Source organism: Nocardioides nanhaiensis (genome assembly GCF_039542785.1).
Lineage (GTDB): Bacteria > Actinomycetota > Actinomycetes > Propionibacteriales > Nocardioidaceae > Nocardioides > Nocardioides nanhaiensis.
Genome location: NZ_BAABIM010000004.1, coordinates 536014 through 550611 on the forward strand (window position 1 = coordinate 536014; position 14598 = coordinate 550611).

Below are 14598 nucleotides of genomic sequence, written 5' to 3' on the forward strand. Positions count from 1 at the left end.
ACTTCCCACCCTCGGAGGGCACGTGCGGACCCTGGACAGCGACACCCGGCTCGAGACCCGGCTCGACACCGTCGCCGAGCTCGGCCACCAGCTGCTGCGTCTGCAGCGACGCCGCACCACGGTCCCGCCCGGCACCCGGCTGGAGGTCTCGGCCTTCCGGATCCTGTGGGTGCTCGCCCACGACGGCCCGGCCACGCTGCGCTCGCTGGCCGAGCAGCTCGACCTCGAGCAGTCGACGGTCAACCGCCAGGTGCACGCGGCACTCGACGCCGGCTGGCTGGAGGAGTGTCCGGCGCCCCCGAGAGCGCCGGGGAGCAGCGCGGCGTCGGGCCGCGCCCGAGCCGCCCGGCACTTCCGGCCGACCCGCGCCGGCCGCACCGCCTACGAGCACGACGGCCGGCTGCGCGCCGAGCGCTACCTCGCCGCGCTCGACCGGCTCGGCACCGACCGCGCCACCCGCCTGGTCGAGGACCTCACCGCCTTCAACGACGCCTGGGACGCCGCGGGCCAGCCCTGAGCCTCCTCGCCGACCCGTCGTGAATGCGCGTCGACAAGCCACCGACCCGGCGCACGAAAGGACGGCTCGGCGCTCGACCCGTGCGCACTCGCGCCAGGTCGACGCCCCACCCGTGCGCACTCGCGCCAGGTCGACGCCCCACCCGTGCGCACTTGCGCCAGGTCGACACCCCACCCGTGCGCACTCACGCCAGGTCGACACCCCACCCGTGCGCACTCACGCCAGGTCGGCGTCCCACCCGTGCGCACTTGCGCCAGGTCGACGCCCCACCCGTGCGCACTCGCGCCAGGTCGACACCCCACCCGTGCGCACTCGCGCCAGGTCGACACCCCACCCGTGCGCACTCGCGCCAGGTCGACACCCCACCCGTGCGCACTCGCGCCGGGTCGGCGAGTCAGAGGGCGGCGTGCTCGGCCACGAGCGGCACGACGTCGGCGATCGAGTCGACCACCATCGTGGGGCGGTAGGGGAAGGTCTCGACCTGCGAGGGGCTGGTCGACCCGGTGGTCACCAGGACGGTGCGCAACCCGGCCTCGAGCCCGCTGACGATGTCGGTGTCCATCCGGTCGCCGATCATCACCGTGGTCTCGGAGTGGGCGTCGATGCGGTTGAGCGCGCTGCGCATCATCAGCGGGTTGGGCTTGCCGACGAAGTAGGGGCTGCGGCCGGTGGCCGTGCGGATCAGCGCCGCCACCGAGCCGGTGGCGGGCAGCTTGCCCTGCGGACTCGGGCCGCTCTCGTCGGGGTTGGTGGCGATGAAGCGCGCCCCCTCGTCGATGAGCCGGATGGCGCGGGTGATCGCCTCGAAGGAGTAGGTGCGGGTCTCGCCGAGCACCACGTAGTCGGGGTCGCGGTCGGTCATCACGTAGCCCACCTCGTGCAGGGCCGTCGTCAGACCCGACTCCCCCACCACGTAGGCGGACCCACCCGGGCGCTGGTCCAGCAGGAACTGCGCGGTGGCGAGGGCCGAGGTCCAGATCGCCTCCTCCGGCACGTCGATGCCCGAGCGCTGCAGCCGCACGCGCAGGTCACGCGGGGTGAAGATCGAGTTGTTGGTGAGCACCAGGAAGGGGATCTCGCGCTCGGTGAGCGCGGCGATGAACTCCCGCGCGCCGGGGATCGGCTCCTCCTCGTGGACCAGGACGCCGTCCATGTCGGTCAGCCAGGTGTGCACGGGTCGTCGCTCGGTCATGCCCCCATCATGGCCTCATCGCCGCGGGAGCAGGACCGCGAGCGGCGCGCCGGGGGCCGGCCGATCCTCCATCATCCCGCCGAGACCCTCGACGATCAGCCGCGCGCGCCGCAGGTAGGGGTCCTCCGGCTCCTCCCCGGCCACGAGCCGGTCGGGCACGAACTCGTGGTCGCCGGAGAGGCGGATCCGCAGCGTCGTGGCGTCGCCCTCGAGCACCAGCCGGACGTCGCCGCGCCCGTGCTCCAAGGTGTCCTCGAGCAGCATGTCGAGCACCGTCTCGACCGGGCCCGGTGTGAAGAGCAGCTCGTGCTGCCCCTCGACGGCGGCCGAGAACCCGCGCTCGCGCTGGCCGAGTGCCGCCGCCCAGCGCTGGGCGGTGAGCGTCGCGACGTCGCGCAGCGGGATCTCGGCACCCGCCATGATCGCCGAGGTGCGGGAGAGCTCCACCAGCTCGCCGGCGGCGGCGTCGAGCTCCTCGACCGCCTGCAGGCCGCGGGCGGCCGCGGCCCGGGCGTCGGCAGACACCTCGGGGTCCGAGGTCAGCTCGTCGAGCGAGAGCCGCAGGCTGGTAAGCGGGGTGCGCAGCACGTGGGAGGCGTGCAGGGCGAAGCGCTGCTCGCGCTCGAGCCGGTCACGCAGCTGACCCGCGCTGCCGCCGAGCGCGCGGGCGATGGCCTGGGCCTCGGGGTTGCCGGAGGTGGGCAGGTCGAGGTCGAAGCGGCCGCGCCCCAGGGCGGCCGCCGCCTCGGCCAGCTGGCGGAAGGGCCGCGAGAGCGAGCGCGCGATGGCGTAGCCGACCAGGCCGGCCACCGTGCCCACGCCGAGCACGATCAGCGCCTGTGTGACCGGGGCCGCGTCGAGCAGGTCGAAGGGCGTCGGCGCGGCCCGCTCCACCAGCACGTAGCCGTCGGCCACCGGCAGCGTCGCCCTGACGGTGTCGTCGCCGTCGAAGTCCGTGCCCCGGACCTCGACGGGCTCCTGGCCGTCGAGGACGACGGCGAAGCGGTCGTCTGCTCCCGCCAGGTCCTGCAGCGGTGCGAGGTCCGGGGCTCGGCCCTGCGCCAGCTGCTCCTCGACCAGGGCGGCCAGCAGCGCCGCGTCGGCGCCCACCTGTCCCGAGACCCGCTCGCGGGCCTGGCCCTCCTGCACGTAGCCGGTGAGCAGGGCGGCCGCTGCGAGCAGACCCAGCGTCAGGACGACGAAGGCGACGGTCAGTCGCTCACGCATCGGGGCCTTCGAGCCGGAAGCCCACGCCGCGCACGGCGACGACCTTGTCTGTCACCCCCACGCCGTCGAGCTTCTGGCGCAGGCGGCCGATGGTGACGTCGAGGGTCTTCGTGGAGCCGTACCAGTTCTCGTCCCACACGTCGGCCATCAGCTTGCCGCGCGACACGACCTTGTCGCGGTTGGCCGCCAGGATGCTCAGGACGTCGAACTCCTTGCCGGTGAGGGGGATCTCGTCGTCCCCGGAGTACACGCGACGGGCGGCCACGTCGATGCGCAGGCCGCCGTCGGGCACCTCCTCGGCACTGGAGCCCAGGCCGTTGCCGGTGCGGCGCAGCAGCGCGCGCACCCGCGCCTGCAGCTCGGCCAGGCCGAACGGCTTGGCGAGGTAGTCGTCGGCGCCGTAGTCGAGGCCCACCACCCGGTCCAGCTCGCCGGCGCGCGCGGTGACGATCATGATCGCGCCCTCGTAGCCGACCTCGCGCCCCTTGCGGCACACCTCGAGACCGTCCATGTCGGGGAGCCCGAGGTCGAGGATGACGACCTCGACGTTGCCCAGGCCCATCTCCTCGAGCGCCTTGGCGCCGGACTCCACCCAGACGACCTCGTAACCCTCCCGCTCCAGGGTCCGCACGAGGGGGAAGGCGATGTCCTCCTCGTCCTCGACGACCAGAACCCGGTGAGCCATGGGCAGAGCATAGGACCTGCGCGCGAGCAGAGGTGCCGAACGCGCCCGAGGCTCAGCTGCTGGTGCCGGCACCCACGGTCGGCCGGGCGTCGGCGACCACCCGGGGGCCGCGTCGCCGACCGTCGGCCGCGACCGGCCGGGGCCCGGGACGCACCAGGCCGAGGGCGGCCAGGACGACCGTCGCGAGCAGGGTGAGCAGGCCCCAGACCCACCCGTCGGCGTCGACGAGCAGGGGCAGACCGACCAGCGGCACCGCGAGCTCGACCCGGGCCAGCGTGGGGTTGGCCCGGGTCGAGACGGTCACGGGCTGCGCGGCCCGGTCGGCCTGGGTGCGCACCTCACCGGGTGCCAGGCTCACGACACGGTGGGTGAGCAGCGCCTCCCCGTCGGCCCGCTCGTCGGCGCCGGGCCGGGGCACGGTGACGACGTCGCCCACCTCGAGGTCGCCGGCCGGCACGCGACGCTCCAGCAGCAGGGTGCCGGGGCGCAGCGTGCCGCCCATCGCGTCGGAGGAGACCACGTAGCGCTCCAGGCCGAGCATGGTCGGCAGGACGACGAGCAGCGTCACGGGCGCGAGCACGAGCGCCACCACGAGCCGGCGCGTGCGCACGGCGTGGCGGCGCGTCGGCGGCTGCGTCGCGATCTCCATGCTGGTGCTCCTCGGCGGGTGGCGGGTGACGGCTGAGCCGATCGCCCCCACGACCGTTCGCAGGACGGCCCGTCCGGCGTTCCCCCCAGATACGCCGGACGGGCCTCCTTCCCCCGAGACGCATGCCTCGACGGCGCCCGGTGCCGCTCGAGGTCCCCCCGACCTGCGAGCGGAGCACCGGGCTGCGGAATCCGGCCCCGCCGGAGCGGCGCCGGAGATCTGCGATGACAAGAACGTTAGGGGAGCCGCCACCACGGCGAGGTCACGTCGTCACCACGCCTGGTCCACCAACCGGTAACAGTTGGTGACGATGCCCCAGCGGGTATCTCTTCCCCCGCCGACAGGGGCTACGCCTCGGCGAACAGGTCGCCCAGCTCGGCCACGCGCCTCAGCACCTGGTCGGGGGCGAGCTGCTCGAGGCCGAGCTCGTCCTCGGCGCCGGCGGCCACCTCCTCCCAGGTGACCGGCGCCGCGACCCGGGGCCGCTCGCGGCCGCGCAGCGAGTAGGGCGCGATGGTGGTCTTCGAGCCGGCGTTCTGCGACCAGTCCAGGAACACCTTGCCGCCGCGCTTGGCCTTGGTCATGGTCGCGGTGACCTGCCGCGGGTGAGCGGCCTGCAGCTGCTCGGCCACCTCGCGGGCGAGCGTCGTCGCCTCCTCGGGCGGCAGCCGGCGCGGCAGCGTGGCGTAGAGGTGGAGGCCCTTGCTGCCGCTGGTGACCGGTCGCGCCTCCAGCCCGCGCTCGGCCAGTGCCTCGCGCGCCAGCAGCGCCACCTGGCAGCACTCGTGCAGCCCCGCCGGCTCCCCCGGGTCGAGGTCGACGACGATCCGGTCGGCGTTGCGGGGACGCCCGTTGCGGCCCACCCGCCACTGGTGCACGTGCAGCTCCAGCGCGGCCAGGTTGACCAGCCAGGTGAGCGTGGCGAGGTCGTCGACCACCGGGAAGGTCAGCTCGGCCTCGCCCGTGCCGCTGCGCGACCCCGTGGTCGGCACGCGCACCGTGCGCACCCACGACGGCGTCCCGGACGGCGCGTTCTTCTCGAAGAAGCTGGCACCCTCCACGCCGTGCGGCCAGCGGATCCGGGTGACGGCGCGATCGGCCAGGTGCGGCAGCATCACCGGCGCCACCTGGGCGTAGTAGTTGAGCACCTCCCCCTTGGTGGTGCCGGTGCGCGGGTAGAGCACCTTCTCGAGGTTGGTCAGGCGCAGGGTGCGCCCCTCGACGTCGACGTGCACCTCGGTGCCCTCGGCCGCGGGCGGCGTCACCGGAGGGTCCCCTCGGCGAGGTCCTCGGGCGCGAGGTCCTCGCGCAGCCCGCGGAACGAGGGCTGTCGCAACCGCTGGTAACCGGCGCCGTGCGTGTCGACGTCGACCACCAGCCGGGGCTCCACCCAGTGCGTCCCCGCGGCGTCGACGCGCGGCACCTCGTCGTGGAAAGGGCTCTGCTCGCGGGCCAGGTCGACGACGAGCGCACCGAGCGCCCGCCCGGCGCGTGCCCCGATGCCGCTGCCGACCCGGCCCCGGTAGGCCAGGCCCGCCGGCGTCGGCTCACCGACCAGCAGCGCGGCCAGACGGTCGCTGGTGCCCTCCTGGGGTCGCCAGCCGCCCACCACGTAGGAGCGCCGGTGCCGGTGCGCGCGCTTGAGCCAGTGCGGGCTCCGTTCCCCCGGTCGGTAGCGCGAGTCGCGCCGCTTGCTCACGATCCCCTCCAGCCCCTGCTGCGCGGTGGCCTCCCACAGCATCTCGCCGTCGTCGTAGGCGGGCGGCACCTGCCACGCGCCACCGTCGAGGGCCTCCTCGAGCAGCGCACGGCGCTCCTGCAGGGGGCGGGCGGTGAGGTCGTGCCCGTCGAGGCGCAGCAGGTCGAAGGCCATGAAGGTCACCGGCACCTGCTCCACCAGGCGCGCCACGGTACGCCGGTTGCGCACGTGCATCCGCTCCTGGAGGACCCGGAAGTCGGGCACCCCGCGAGCGTCGAGGGCGATCACCTCGCCGTCCACCACGAGGTCGCGGCCCGGCAGCGGCGAGACGGCGACGTCGGGCCAGGCAGGGGTCACGTCGTTCTCGTTGCGGCTGGTCAACCGCGCCGCGGGAGCCCCCGCCGTCACCTCGGCGAGCAGCCGCATGCCGTCCCACTTCACCTCGTGGGTCCACGCCTCGCCGCGAGGGACCTCCGTGGCGGGGGTGGCCAGCATGGGACGCATGGGGTCATGATGCCGGTCCCGGCGCCACGCGGGGCGGCTCCCACCGGCGTGGGGCGCCGCCGGCGGGGATACTGGGCACCAGCCATCCATCCGGCCACCCAGAGAGGCTCCCCCATGCGTGCGATCTGGAAGGGTGCCGTCTCCTTCGGTCTGGTGAGCGTGCCCGTCAAGCTCTACGCGGCCACCGAGAGCCACGACGTCTCGTTCCGGCAGGTGCACGTCAGCGACGGCGGGCGCATCAAGTACCAGCGCATCTGCGCCATCGACGGCGAGGAGGTGCCCTACTCCGACATCGCCAAGGGGTACGAGACCGAGGACGGCGAGGTGGTGATCCTCACCGACGACGACCTCGCCGAGCTGCCCACGACCTCCTCGCGCGAGATCGCGGTGGAGAAGTTCGTGCCCTCCGACCAGATCGACCCGATGCTGTTCGAGAAGAGCTACTACCTCGAGCCGGAGAAGACCGGCGCCAAGCCCTACGCGCTGCTGCGCCAGGCGCTCCTGGACGCCGACCGGATGGCGGTGGTGACCGTGGCCCTGCGCCAGCGCACCACCGTGGCGGTGCTGCGGGTGCGCGACGACGTCATCGTCATGCAGACGATGATGTGGCCCGACGAGATCCGCACCCCCGACTTCTCGGTGGAGACCGGCGAGGTCAAGGACTCGGAGGTGAAGATGGCCACGATGCTGGTCGAGACGCTGGCCGGCGACTTCGACGCCGCGGAGTTCGAGGACGACTACGCCGGCGCGGTCGAGGCGCTGGTGCGCACCAAGATCGAGGGCGGCGAGATCAAGCGGACGCCCACCTCCACCAAGACCTCCGGCGAGGTGGTCGACCTGCTGGCCGCGCTGCAGCGCTCGGTCGACGCGGCCAAGCAGGCGCGGGGCGAGTCCGGCAGCCCGGGCGCCGACGACGCCGACGACGCCGCGCCCGCGAGGAAGAGCGCGAGCAAGAAGACCACCGCGAAGAAGCCGGCGGCGAAGAAGTCCCCGGCCAAGAAGACCGCCGCCAAGAAGACGACGGCCAAGAAGACGACCAAGAAGGCCGCCGCCAAGAAGGCCAGCTGACGACAGTCAGCGAACGATGGTCGGCTGACGAGGCTCAGCTGCGCTGCAGGTAGCCCTGCTCGGTGGCGAGCCGGGTCAGGTGGTGGGAGTTGCCGGGCTGGTGGCCGATCGCCTCGAACTTGTCGCGGACCCGGGACAGGTGGGTCTTGACCGCCCCTTGGCTGCAGTCCAGCAGCGCGGCGACACCGCGGTAGTCCAGCCCGTCCGAGAGCGCCTGCAGGATCTCGACCTGCCGGTCCGACAGCTCGGCCACCGCCCGCTGGTCGGTGAGCAGGGCGTGCGCCAGGGCGCCCGAGCAGAAGAACTCCCCCGCCGCCACCGAGCCGACCCCCTCGACCACGGAGTCGAGCGGATCGCTCTTGAGGGAGAGTCCGCTCGCGCCCAGGGAGACCGCGGCGCGCAGGGGCACCGGTCGTTGCTCGGTGGTGTACAGCAGCACCCGCGTGCGGGCGGTCAGCACCGGGATGTGCGCCAGCGAGTCGCCCTCCTCGAGCCAGAGGTCGAGCAGCACCACCGTGGGCTCCGCGTCGAGGGCCAGCAGCTCCTCGACGGTGCCGGTGGAGGCCACCACCTCGATCTGGGGCGCCACCGCCGAGATCCGCGCCGCCACGCCCTCGCGCACCACCTCGTGGTTGTCGACGGTGGCCAGACGGATCACCGGGACACCTCATCGCGCACCCGCGCTCCGGGGCGAGTCGGCTCTTCGGTGGACACACGCAGGACGGTGAGTCCGGGCGCCTGGGTCACCGTGACACCGGGCACCGCCCGGCCGGGGTCGGCCACCGCGGGCACCACCGCCACCCGCGCCGGGCCGCCCGGCGTGCGCGGCGGGGTCAGGGTCACGCGGGCGCCCGACCGGACCTCGGCCAGCACGCCGACGAGCGCGTCCCACGCCGCCGCCGGCACCTCGACGAGGTCGGCGCCCGTGCGGATGTCGACGTCGACCCCGGCGTGCCGGGCCTCCCGCACGGCGCGGCGCGCGTGCCCGGGCATCGGCTCGGCCAGGTTGAGGTCGTCGCGGCACCGGGCCTCCAGCAGCCGCGCCGCCCGGGTGCGTCCCGGCCACTCCTCGCCGTGCGCCAGGGACTCCAGGAAGGGCACGACGTCGGACTCCAGGTGCGCCAGGTGCGCGTGTCGCGCCTCCTCCGAGACGCGCAGCCACACGCGGTCCTCCTCCTGGCGCCGCAGCGCGGCCGCGGTCGTCGAGATCCGACGCTCGGCACGCCGCAGCCAGTAGCCGGGCAGCGTGGCGACTGCCACCTGCCAGACCGGCGTCACCAGGGCGCCCACCGGCGCCGTCAGCGCCACGGCGGGGTCCCGGGCCGCGACCACCAGCACCACGACCACCTGGCCGGTCAGGCCCAGCAGCGCCCACCGCCATCCGCGGTGGAAGGCGACCAGGGCGAGCCCGATGCCGACCGCCCCCACCACCCACGAGCGCAGGTCCAGCAGCGCGCCCGGGGGCTGGACGGCCAGCCCGACCACGGTGGTGCCCCAGGCCGCGGCCAGCAGCAGCACCAGCAGCGCGGGGTGCGGACGGCGCGCGTCGACGCTCACGGCCAGCACACCCAGCAGCGTGACGACCGCGACGACCATGGCGACCCCGGCCGCGGGCGAGTCGCCCAGGTTGCGCAGCCCGACGTAGGTGTTGGCCACGCCGGAGGGCAGCACCAGGGCCGCGTTCGTGGCGCTGGTGCGCCCGGCGAGCAGACCGGTCACCCGTGCGGACGGTGCCGTGGCGCCGCGGGGCGCGTCGGTCCGGGGGGCCGTCCACTCCAGGCGCACCACCGTGCCGCGACCGCCCTCGCCGCGGTGCACCTCGGAGCGACCACCCACCTGGTGCATGCGCTCGCGGATCGAGCGGCGCAGCCCGTAGCCCTCGGGGAGCGGGTAGGGCAGGCCGCGCCCACGGTCGCGCACTTCGACGACGCAGCGGCCGGCGTCGCCGCTGATGACCAGCTCCGCCTCCTCGACGCCGGCGTGCCGCGCCACGTTGCGCAGCGCCTCCCCGGTGGCCGCGGTGATGGCGGCCGCGACCCGCGGGGGCGGCAGCGCCGCCCAGTCCTCGCGATGAACCCGCACGCGCACCGGTGCCAGCTCGACGAGCTCGTGCAGCACCGCTCGCTCGTCGCCGAGCTCGGGGGTGCGCGCCAGGTGGGTGAGTGCCGAGCGCGCGGAGGACCGCAGCTGCTCGGGGGGCACCCCCAGCTCGACGCACCGCAGGGCGCTCACCACCCGGTCGTGGAGCACCCGGCGCGACTCCTCGGCCGCCAGCTCGGCGGCCTCGAGCGCGGCCCGGGCAGCCGCCAGCTCCGCGACCTCGCGGTCGGCGGCGTCCAGCTCGAGGGCGTTGCCGCGCAGCAGGTGCCGCAGCACCAGCAGGGTGAACGTGGTGCCCGCCGCAAGGACCCAGTCCTGCAGCATGTCGGGCAGCGCGCGGTCGGTGGTCACCGCCCCGATCACCAGCGCCGCCGGGCACGTGGCCGCCACCAGGAGGCAGGCCGTGCGCAGGCGGGGCACGAAGACGATCGCGACCACCTGCACCGCCTGCGCGGCGTTGGCGGGCAGCAGCACCACGGCGAAGGTGGGCAGCTCCGGGCTGGCCGCCGCCACCGAGGCGGCCACGAGGCCGAGCCCCCCGGCCGCGACGGCCCGCGGGAGCAGGCCTCGCGGGCGGTAGGAGCGCGCCAGGCACAGCGCCGCCAGTCCCAGCTGCACCGCGAGCAGCACCAGGCAGGAGAGCAGTGCCGTCCCCGGCCGCGTGACCCGCAGGGCAGCGATCGCCGACACGGCCGCGTGGGCGGTCAGGATGAAGGCGCCCAGCCGGGCAGCGACCGTGTCGATGGACAGCGTCCAGGTCACGTCCCTGCGCACGGGCACCCCCATCACCCGGCGCCCGGTCTCGACGCCTCCAGCCGCGGCCGAGGATCCGGCCGGTCGGCAGGACACTAGTCGCGCGCGAGAGATCCGCGCAGCGATTCCGATGCACCTGCGCCGTGTCGAACCCGCTGGTTCAGTCCACCGTCTCGCCGACCTCCAGGGCCGCCCGGCGCGCGGAGCGCCGCAGCGCCAGGGACACCTCGGCGACGACGGCGCGCGCCAGGTCGCGCGCCGACTCCCCCGGCACCTCGGGCACCAGGTGGTGCACCACGCCGGCCTCCAGCAGGCTGCGCGCACCCACCCGCTGCGCCCGCGCCAGCTCCGCGGCGTGGGCGGTGTCGCCGTGCACGATGATGCTCGCGCCCTCGGGCGGCAGCGGCGAGAGCCAGGCGTGCTCGGTGGCCACCACCACCTCGGCCGGCAGCAGGGCCAGCGCGCCACCGCCGCAGCCCTGGCCCAGCAGCACCGCCACGGTCGGCACCTCGAGGGTGGTCATGGTGGCGATGCAACGCGCGATCTCACCGGCGATCGCCCCCTCCTCCGCGCGGGCGGAGAGCTCGGCGCCGGGCGTGTCGATGACGGTCACCAGGGGCAGACCCAGCTCGGCGGCCAGCCGCATGCCGCGGCGGGCCTCGCGCAGCGCGGCGGGTCCCATCGGGTGCTGCGCGTCCTGCCGGCTCCGGTCCTGCCCGACGACGACGCAGGGCTGGCCGTCGAGCCGGGTCAGGGCCACGACGACGGTCTCGTCGCGCTCGCCCTCGTCGGTGCCGCGCAGGCGCACCGTGGACTCCCCGCCGTGCCGCAGCAGGTGCCGGACGCCGGCGCGGGACGGCTCGCGGGTCTGCGCGATGGAGTCCCACACCTCCTGCTGCGAGGCGGCCTGCGCACCCGCCTCGAGCGGTGTCCGGTGCGGCAGCTCACCCCGACCGGCGGCGTCGACCAGCACCGCGAGGGCACGGTCCACCAGCTCGGGCAGCTCCTCGGCCGGCACGACGGCGTCGATGACGCCCTTGGCGGCGAGGTTCTCGGCCGTCTGCACGCCCTCGGGAAAGGGCTCGCCGTGCAGGCCCTCGTAGACCTTGGGGCCCAGGAACCCGACCAGCGCACCCGGCTCGGCCACGGTGATGTGGCCCAGCGACCCCCACGAGGCGTAGACGCCGCCGGTGGTGGGGTGGCGCAGGTGCACCAGGTAGGGCAGGCCCGCGGCGCGGTGCGCCATCAGGACGCGCGAGATCTCGACCATCCGCACGAAGGCCGGGGTGCCCTCCTGCATGCGGGTGCCGCCGGAGGCCGTCGAGGCCAGCACCGGCAGCCCCTCCCGGGTGGCCCTGCGGACGGCGGCGACGATCCGGCCGGCCGCGGCCCGGCCGATCGAGCCGGCCAGGAAGGCGAACTCGTTGACCACGACGGCGACGGGTCGGCCGCGCACCGTGCCGCGCCCGGTCAGCACCGACTCGTCGGTGCCCGCCCGCTCGGCCGCCCGCGCCAGGGCGGCCCGGTAGTCCTCGGGCAGGTCGGAGACGTCGATCGGCTCGTCCCAGGGCTCGAAGCTTCCCGGGTCGAGCACCAGGTCCAGCAGCTCCGGCGCGCTCCAGCGCCGTCGCTCGCTCACTGCGGCGACTCCGTCCCGGGGTCGCGCAGCCACTCCCGCAGGGCCGGACCGTGCTCGTCGAGCAGCGGCGGCGCCTCGTGCCGGCTCCGGGTGACCTCGACGCCCTCGCCGTCGAAGAAGCGCAGGGGCGGTCCCGGCAGGGTGACCGCCCCGAGCGTCGGGTGGTCCACCTCGGTGAGCAGCCCCTGGCTGCGGGTCTGCTCCCAGGCGTAGACCTCGTCGAGCGTGCGCACCTTGCCGGCCGGCACGCCCACCTCGGCCAGGCGCGCCAGCAGCGGCTCGGCGTCCCAGTCGGCGAACGCCGCCTCGACCACCTCGATGACGCGCTCGCGGACGGCGACCCGCTCGGGGTTGGTGGCGAGTCCCTCGGCGTCGGGGTCGAGGCCGAAGCCGGCGCAGAAGCGGCGCCACAGGCCCTCGCTGCCCAGCGCGATCTGCACCGCACCGTCGCGGCAGCGGAACAGCCCGTAGGGGGCGATGGAGGGGTGGTGGTTGCCCTGCGCCACGCCCACCTCCCCGGCCACGGTCCACCGGGTGCCCTGGAAGGCGTGCACGCCCACGACGGCGGCCAGCAGCGAGGTGCGCACCACCCGTCCGCGACCGGTCCGTGCCCGCTCGTGCAGGGCGGCGAGGACGCCGTAGGCGCCGTACATGCCCGAGAGCAGGTCGGCGATCGGCACCCCGACGCGCTGCGGGTCCTCGGGGCCGGAGCCGGTGAGCGACATCAGGCCGGCCTCGCCCTGCGCGATCTGGTCGTACCCGGCGCGGCCACCCTCGGGACCGTCGTGGCCGAACCCGGTGATCGAGAGCACCACCAGCCGCGGGTTGCGCGCCACCAGGCTCTCGATCGAGAGGCCGAGCCGCTCGAGCACGCCGGTGCGGAAGTTCTCCACCAGCACGTCGGCGCGGTCCACCAGGCCCAGCAGCACCTCGCGGTCGCCGCCGGGGGCGTCGTCCTTGAGGTCGAGGGCGATCGACTCCTTGTTGCGGTTGGTGGAGAGGAAGTAGGTCGACTGGCGCCCACCGTCGCTGCCCTCGACGAAGGGCGGGCCCCACCCGCGGGTGTCGTCGCCGGCGCCCGGCGCCTCCACCTTGACGACGCGCGCGCCCAGGTCGCCGAGCATCATCGTGGCGTGGGGGCCGGCCAGCGCGCGGCTGAGGTCGACGACGAGCACGCCGTCGAGGGGTCCGGAGGAGAGGTTATGGTCGGTCATGGAGGTCACCATCCCGGGAGCACGAGGGCGGCCCACACCAGCAGCGGACCGACGAGCACGACGATGACGCTGTAGGTGAGGATCTGCTTGTAGAAGACCCGCTCCTCGATCGTGTCGGGCCGGTTGGCCAGCATCAGCGCGCCGTTGGTGCTGAAGGGGCTGACGTCGACGATCGTGGAGCTGATCGCCAGCGCCGCCACGAACAGGGCCGCGTTGACGCCGCCCTCCCCGATCAGCGGCACGGCGATCGGCACGATCACCGGCAGCAGGGCGGTGGAGGAGGCGAAGGCCGAGACCACGCCGCCCACGTAGCACAGGATCAGCGCGCCGATGGCGATCGCGCCGAGGCCCGCGGCCCAGGTGCCGACGAACTCGGGGCTGCCCGCGGCGGTGAGGACGCTGGCGTAGGTGCTCACACCGGCCACGAGCAGCACGGTCGGCCACGCGATCTGCTTGACGGCGTCCTTGTGCTCCTGGGCGTTGAGGATGGCCAGCGAGACCGCGGCGGTGATGGCGACGAAGCCGATGTTCTTGTCGAAGGCCAGCGCGATCACGGCGACGGCGACGAAGGCGACGAGCGTGAGCACCTGGTCGCGCTTGACGCCGGCCGCGGCGGTGCCGGTGGGTGCGCTGGTGCCGTAGCCGCGTGCCGGCACGGTGGCGCCACCGCGGTGCAGGTCGTCGTCGATGGAGTTGCCGATGGAGCCGGGGTCGGTGCCCTCGCCGGCGTCGATGCGCCGGCTCATCAGCTCGCGTCCGCCGAGGGCGATGAAGAGGATCACGGCCATGATCAGGTTGACCACGAAGCTGGCGAGGAACAGCAGCACCTCGTTGACCGGGAGGCCGGCCTCCTCCATCACCGAGTTGGTGATGGTGCCGTAGATGCTGATCGGGCTGAACCCGCCGCCCTGGGCGCCGTGCACCACGAACATGCCCATCATCAGCGGGTTGATCTTGTAGCGGCCGGCGAAGCCGAGGGCGATCGGCCCGATGATGGCGCAGGCGGCGGGGCTGGCGGCGCCGATGGCGGTGAGCAGCGCGGTGACGAGGAACATCACCCACGGGATCAGCGCGACGCGCCCACCCACGGCTCTCACCGCTCCGCGGACGATCAGGTCGACCGTGCCGTTGTTGCGCGCGATCGCGAACAGGTAGGTGACACCGATCAGCGTGAGGATCAGGTCACCGCTGACCCCCGCCAGGATCTCCTTCTCGTCCAGGCCGAGGGAGTACATCCCCACGAGCCAGGCGGCCACGTAGGCCAGTGCTCCCATGTTGATCGGCAGCAGCGTGCCGATCACGAACAACGCCACCAGGGCGATGATCGCCACCCATTCCGGACCCATCTCGA

At 74.4% G+C, this 14598-nt stretch carries 13 protein-coding genes; 2 read left to right on the plus strand and 11 right to left on the minus strand.

All coding sequences use genetic code 11. From position 1 onward, the window contains the following. Positions 1-22: 22 nt before the first annotated feature. On the plus strand, positions 23-517 hold the full coding sequence (locus tag ABD948_RS19525) for a MarR family transcriptional regulator (protein WP_345270115.1): 495 nt from the start codon (positions 23-25) through the stop codon (positions 515-517). A 394-nt stretch (positions 518-911) separates the two neighbouring features. On the opposite strand, the gene ABD948_RS19530 is transcribed toward ABD948_RS19525, so the two are convergent. The 6 genes from ABD948_RS19530 to ligD (ABD948_RS19555) all read right to left on the minus strand — a co-directional run bounded on the left by ABD948_RS19530 (position 912) and on the right by ligD (ABD948_RS19555) (position 6473). Continuing rightward, positions 912-1709 (minus strand): HAD-IIA family hydrolase, encoded by a 798-nt coding sequence (locus ABD948_RS19530; protein WP_345270125.1) that lies wholly within the window; start codon positions 1707-1709, stop codon positions 912-914. Between the two features lie 15 nt (positions 1710-1724). Further along, positions 1725-2936, minus strand: coding sequence for a HAMP domain-containing protein (locus tag ABD948_RS19535; protein ID WP_345270135.1), 1212 nt, complete (start codon positions 2934-2936; stop codon positions 1725-1727). Then, positions 2929-3621 (minus strand): response regulator transcription factor, encoded by a 693-nt coding sequence (locus ABD948_RS19540; RefSeq protein WP_345270140.1) that lies wholly within the window; start codon positions 3619-3621, stop codon positions 2929-2931. The genes ABD948_RS19535 and ABD948_RS19540 overlap by 8 nt, the downstream gene beginning before the upstream one ends. A 52-nt stretch (positions 3622-3673) precedes the next feature. Continuing rightward, on the minus strand, positions 3674-4270 hold the full coding sequence (locus ABD948_RS19545) for a S26 family signal peptidase (protein ID WP_345270147.1): 597 nt from the start codon (positions 4268-4270) through the stop codon (positions 3674-3676). A 347-nt stretch (positions 4271-4617) separates the two neighbouring features. Then, entirely contained in the window at positions 4618-5535 is a 918-nt protein-coding gene (gene ligD, locus ABD948_RS19550) for a non-homologous end-joining DNA ligase (RefSeq protein ID WP_345270151.1), read from the minus strand. Further along, a complete protein-coding gene (ligD, locus tag ABD948_RS19555; protein ID WP_345270158.1) occupies positions 5532-6473 on the minus strand; it encodes a non-homologous end-joining DNA ligase in 942 nt (313 codons plus the stop codon). The genes ligD (ABD948_RS19550) and ligD (ABD948_RS19555) overlap by 4 nt, the downstream gene beginning before the upstream one ends. Positions 6474-6587: 114 nt before the next feature. Between ligD (ABD948_RS19555) and ku the strand changes: the two genes are divergently transcribed. Beyond that, entirely contained in the window at positions 6588-7541 is a 954-nt protein-coding gene (gene ku, locus ABD948_RS19560) for a non-homologous end joining protein Ku (protein ID WP_345270173.1), read from the plus strand. 34 nt (positions 7542-7575) lie between these two features. Here the strand turns inward: ku and ABD948_RS19565 are convergent, their stop codons facing one another. The 5 genes from ABD948_RS19565 to ABD948_RS19585 form a co-directional block, all read right to left on the minus strand. Then, the gene (locus ABD948_RS19565) at positions 7576-8199 is read right to left on the minus strand and encodes a LuxR C-terminal-related transcriptional regulator (RefSeq protein ID WP_345270189.1); all 624 of its coding nucleotides are present in this window, start codon (positions 8197-8199) and stop codon (positions 7576-7578) included. Continuing rightward, on the minus strand, positions 8196-10415 hold the full coding sequence (locus ABD948_RS19570) for a sensor histidine kinase (protein WP_345270196.1): 2220 nt from the start codon (positions 10413-10415) through the stop codon (positions 8196-8198). Before ABD948_RS19570 ends, ABD948_RS19565 begins: the two co-directional genes overlap by 4 nt. Before the next feature lie 139 nt (positions 10416-10554). Continuing rightward, a complete protein-coding gene (locus tag ABD948_RS19575) occupies positions 10555-12033 on the minus strand; it encodes a carboxyl transferase domain-containing protein (protein WP_345270205.1) in 1479 nt (492 codons plus the stop codon). Beyond that, the gene (locus tag ABD948_RS19580) at positions 12030-13247 is read right to left on the minus strand and encodes a CaiB/BaiF CoA transferase family protein (protein WP_345270216.1); all 1218 of its coding nucleotides are present in this window, start codon (positions 13245-13247) and stop codon (positions 12030-12032) included. The genes ABD948_RS19575 and ABD948_RS19580 overlap by 4 nt, the downstream gene beginning before the upstream one ends. Before the next feature lie 5 nt (positions 13248-13252). Continuing rightward, the gene (locus ABD948_RS19585; RefSeq protein WP_345270222.1) at positions 13253-14593 is read right to left on the minus strand and encodes an SLC13 family permease; all 1341 of its coding nucleotides are present in this window, start codon (positions 14591-14593) and stop codon (positions 13253-13255) included. Between the last annotated feature and the right edge of the window lie 5 nt (positions 14594-14598).

Excerpts from the sequence above, each read along its gene's own strand:
- ABD948_RS19530 (WP_345270125.1), bottom strand. The coding sequence starts at position 1,709 with ATGACCGAGCGACGACCCGTGCACACCTGGCTGACCGACATGGACGGC.
- ABD948_RS19535 (WP_345270135.1), bottom strand. The coding sequence starts at position 2,936 with ATGCGTGAGCGACTGACCGTCGCCTTCGTCGTCCTGACGCTGGGTCTG.
- ABD948_RS19540 (WP_345270140.1), bottom strand. The coding sequence starts at position 3,621 with ATGGCTCACCGGGTTCTGGTCGTCGAGGACGAGGAGGACATCGCCTTC.
- ABD948_RS19545 (WP_345270147.1), bottom strand. The coding sequence starts at position 4,270 with ATGGAGATCGCGACGCAGCCGCCGACGCGCCGCCACGCCGTGCGCACG.
- ligD (WP_345270158.1), bottom strand. The coding sequence starts at position 6,473 with ATGCGTCCCATGCTGGCCACCCCCGCCACGGAGGTCCCTCGCGGCGAG.
- ku (WP_345270173.1), top strand. The coding sequence starts at position 6,588 with ATGCGTGCGATCTGGAAGGGTGCCGTCTCCTTCGGTCTGGTGAGCGTG.
- ABD948_RS19580 (WP_345270216.1), bottom strand. The coding sequence starts at position 13,247 with ATGACCGACCATAACCTCTCCTCCGGACCCCTCGACGGCGTGCTCGTC.
- ABD948_RS19585 (WP_345270222.1), bottom strand. The coding sequence starts at position 14,593 with ATGGGTCCGGAATGGGTGGCGATCATCGCCCTGGTGGCGTTGTTCGTG.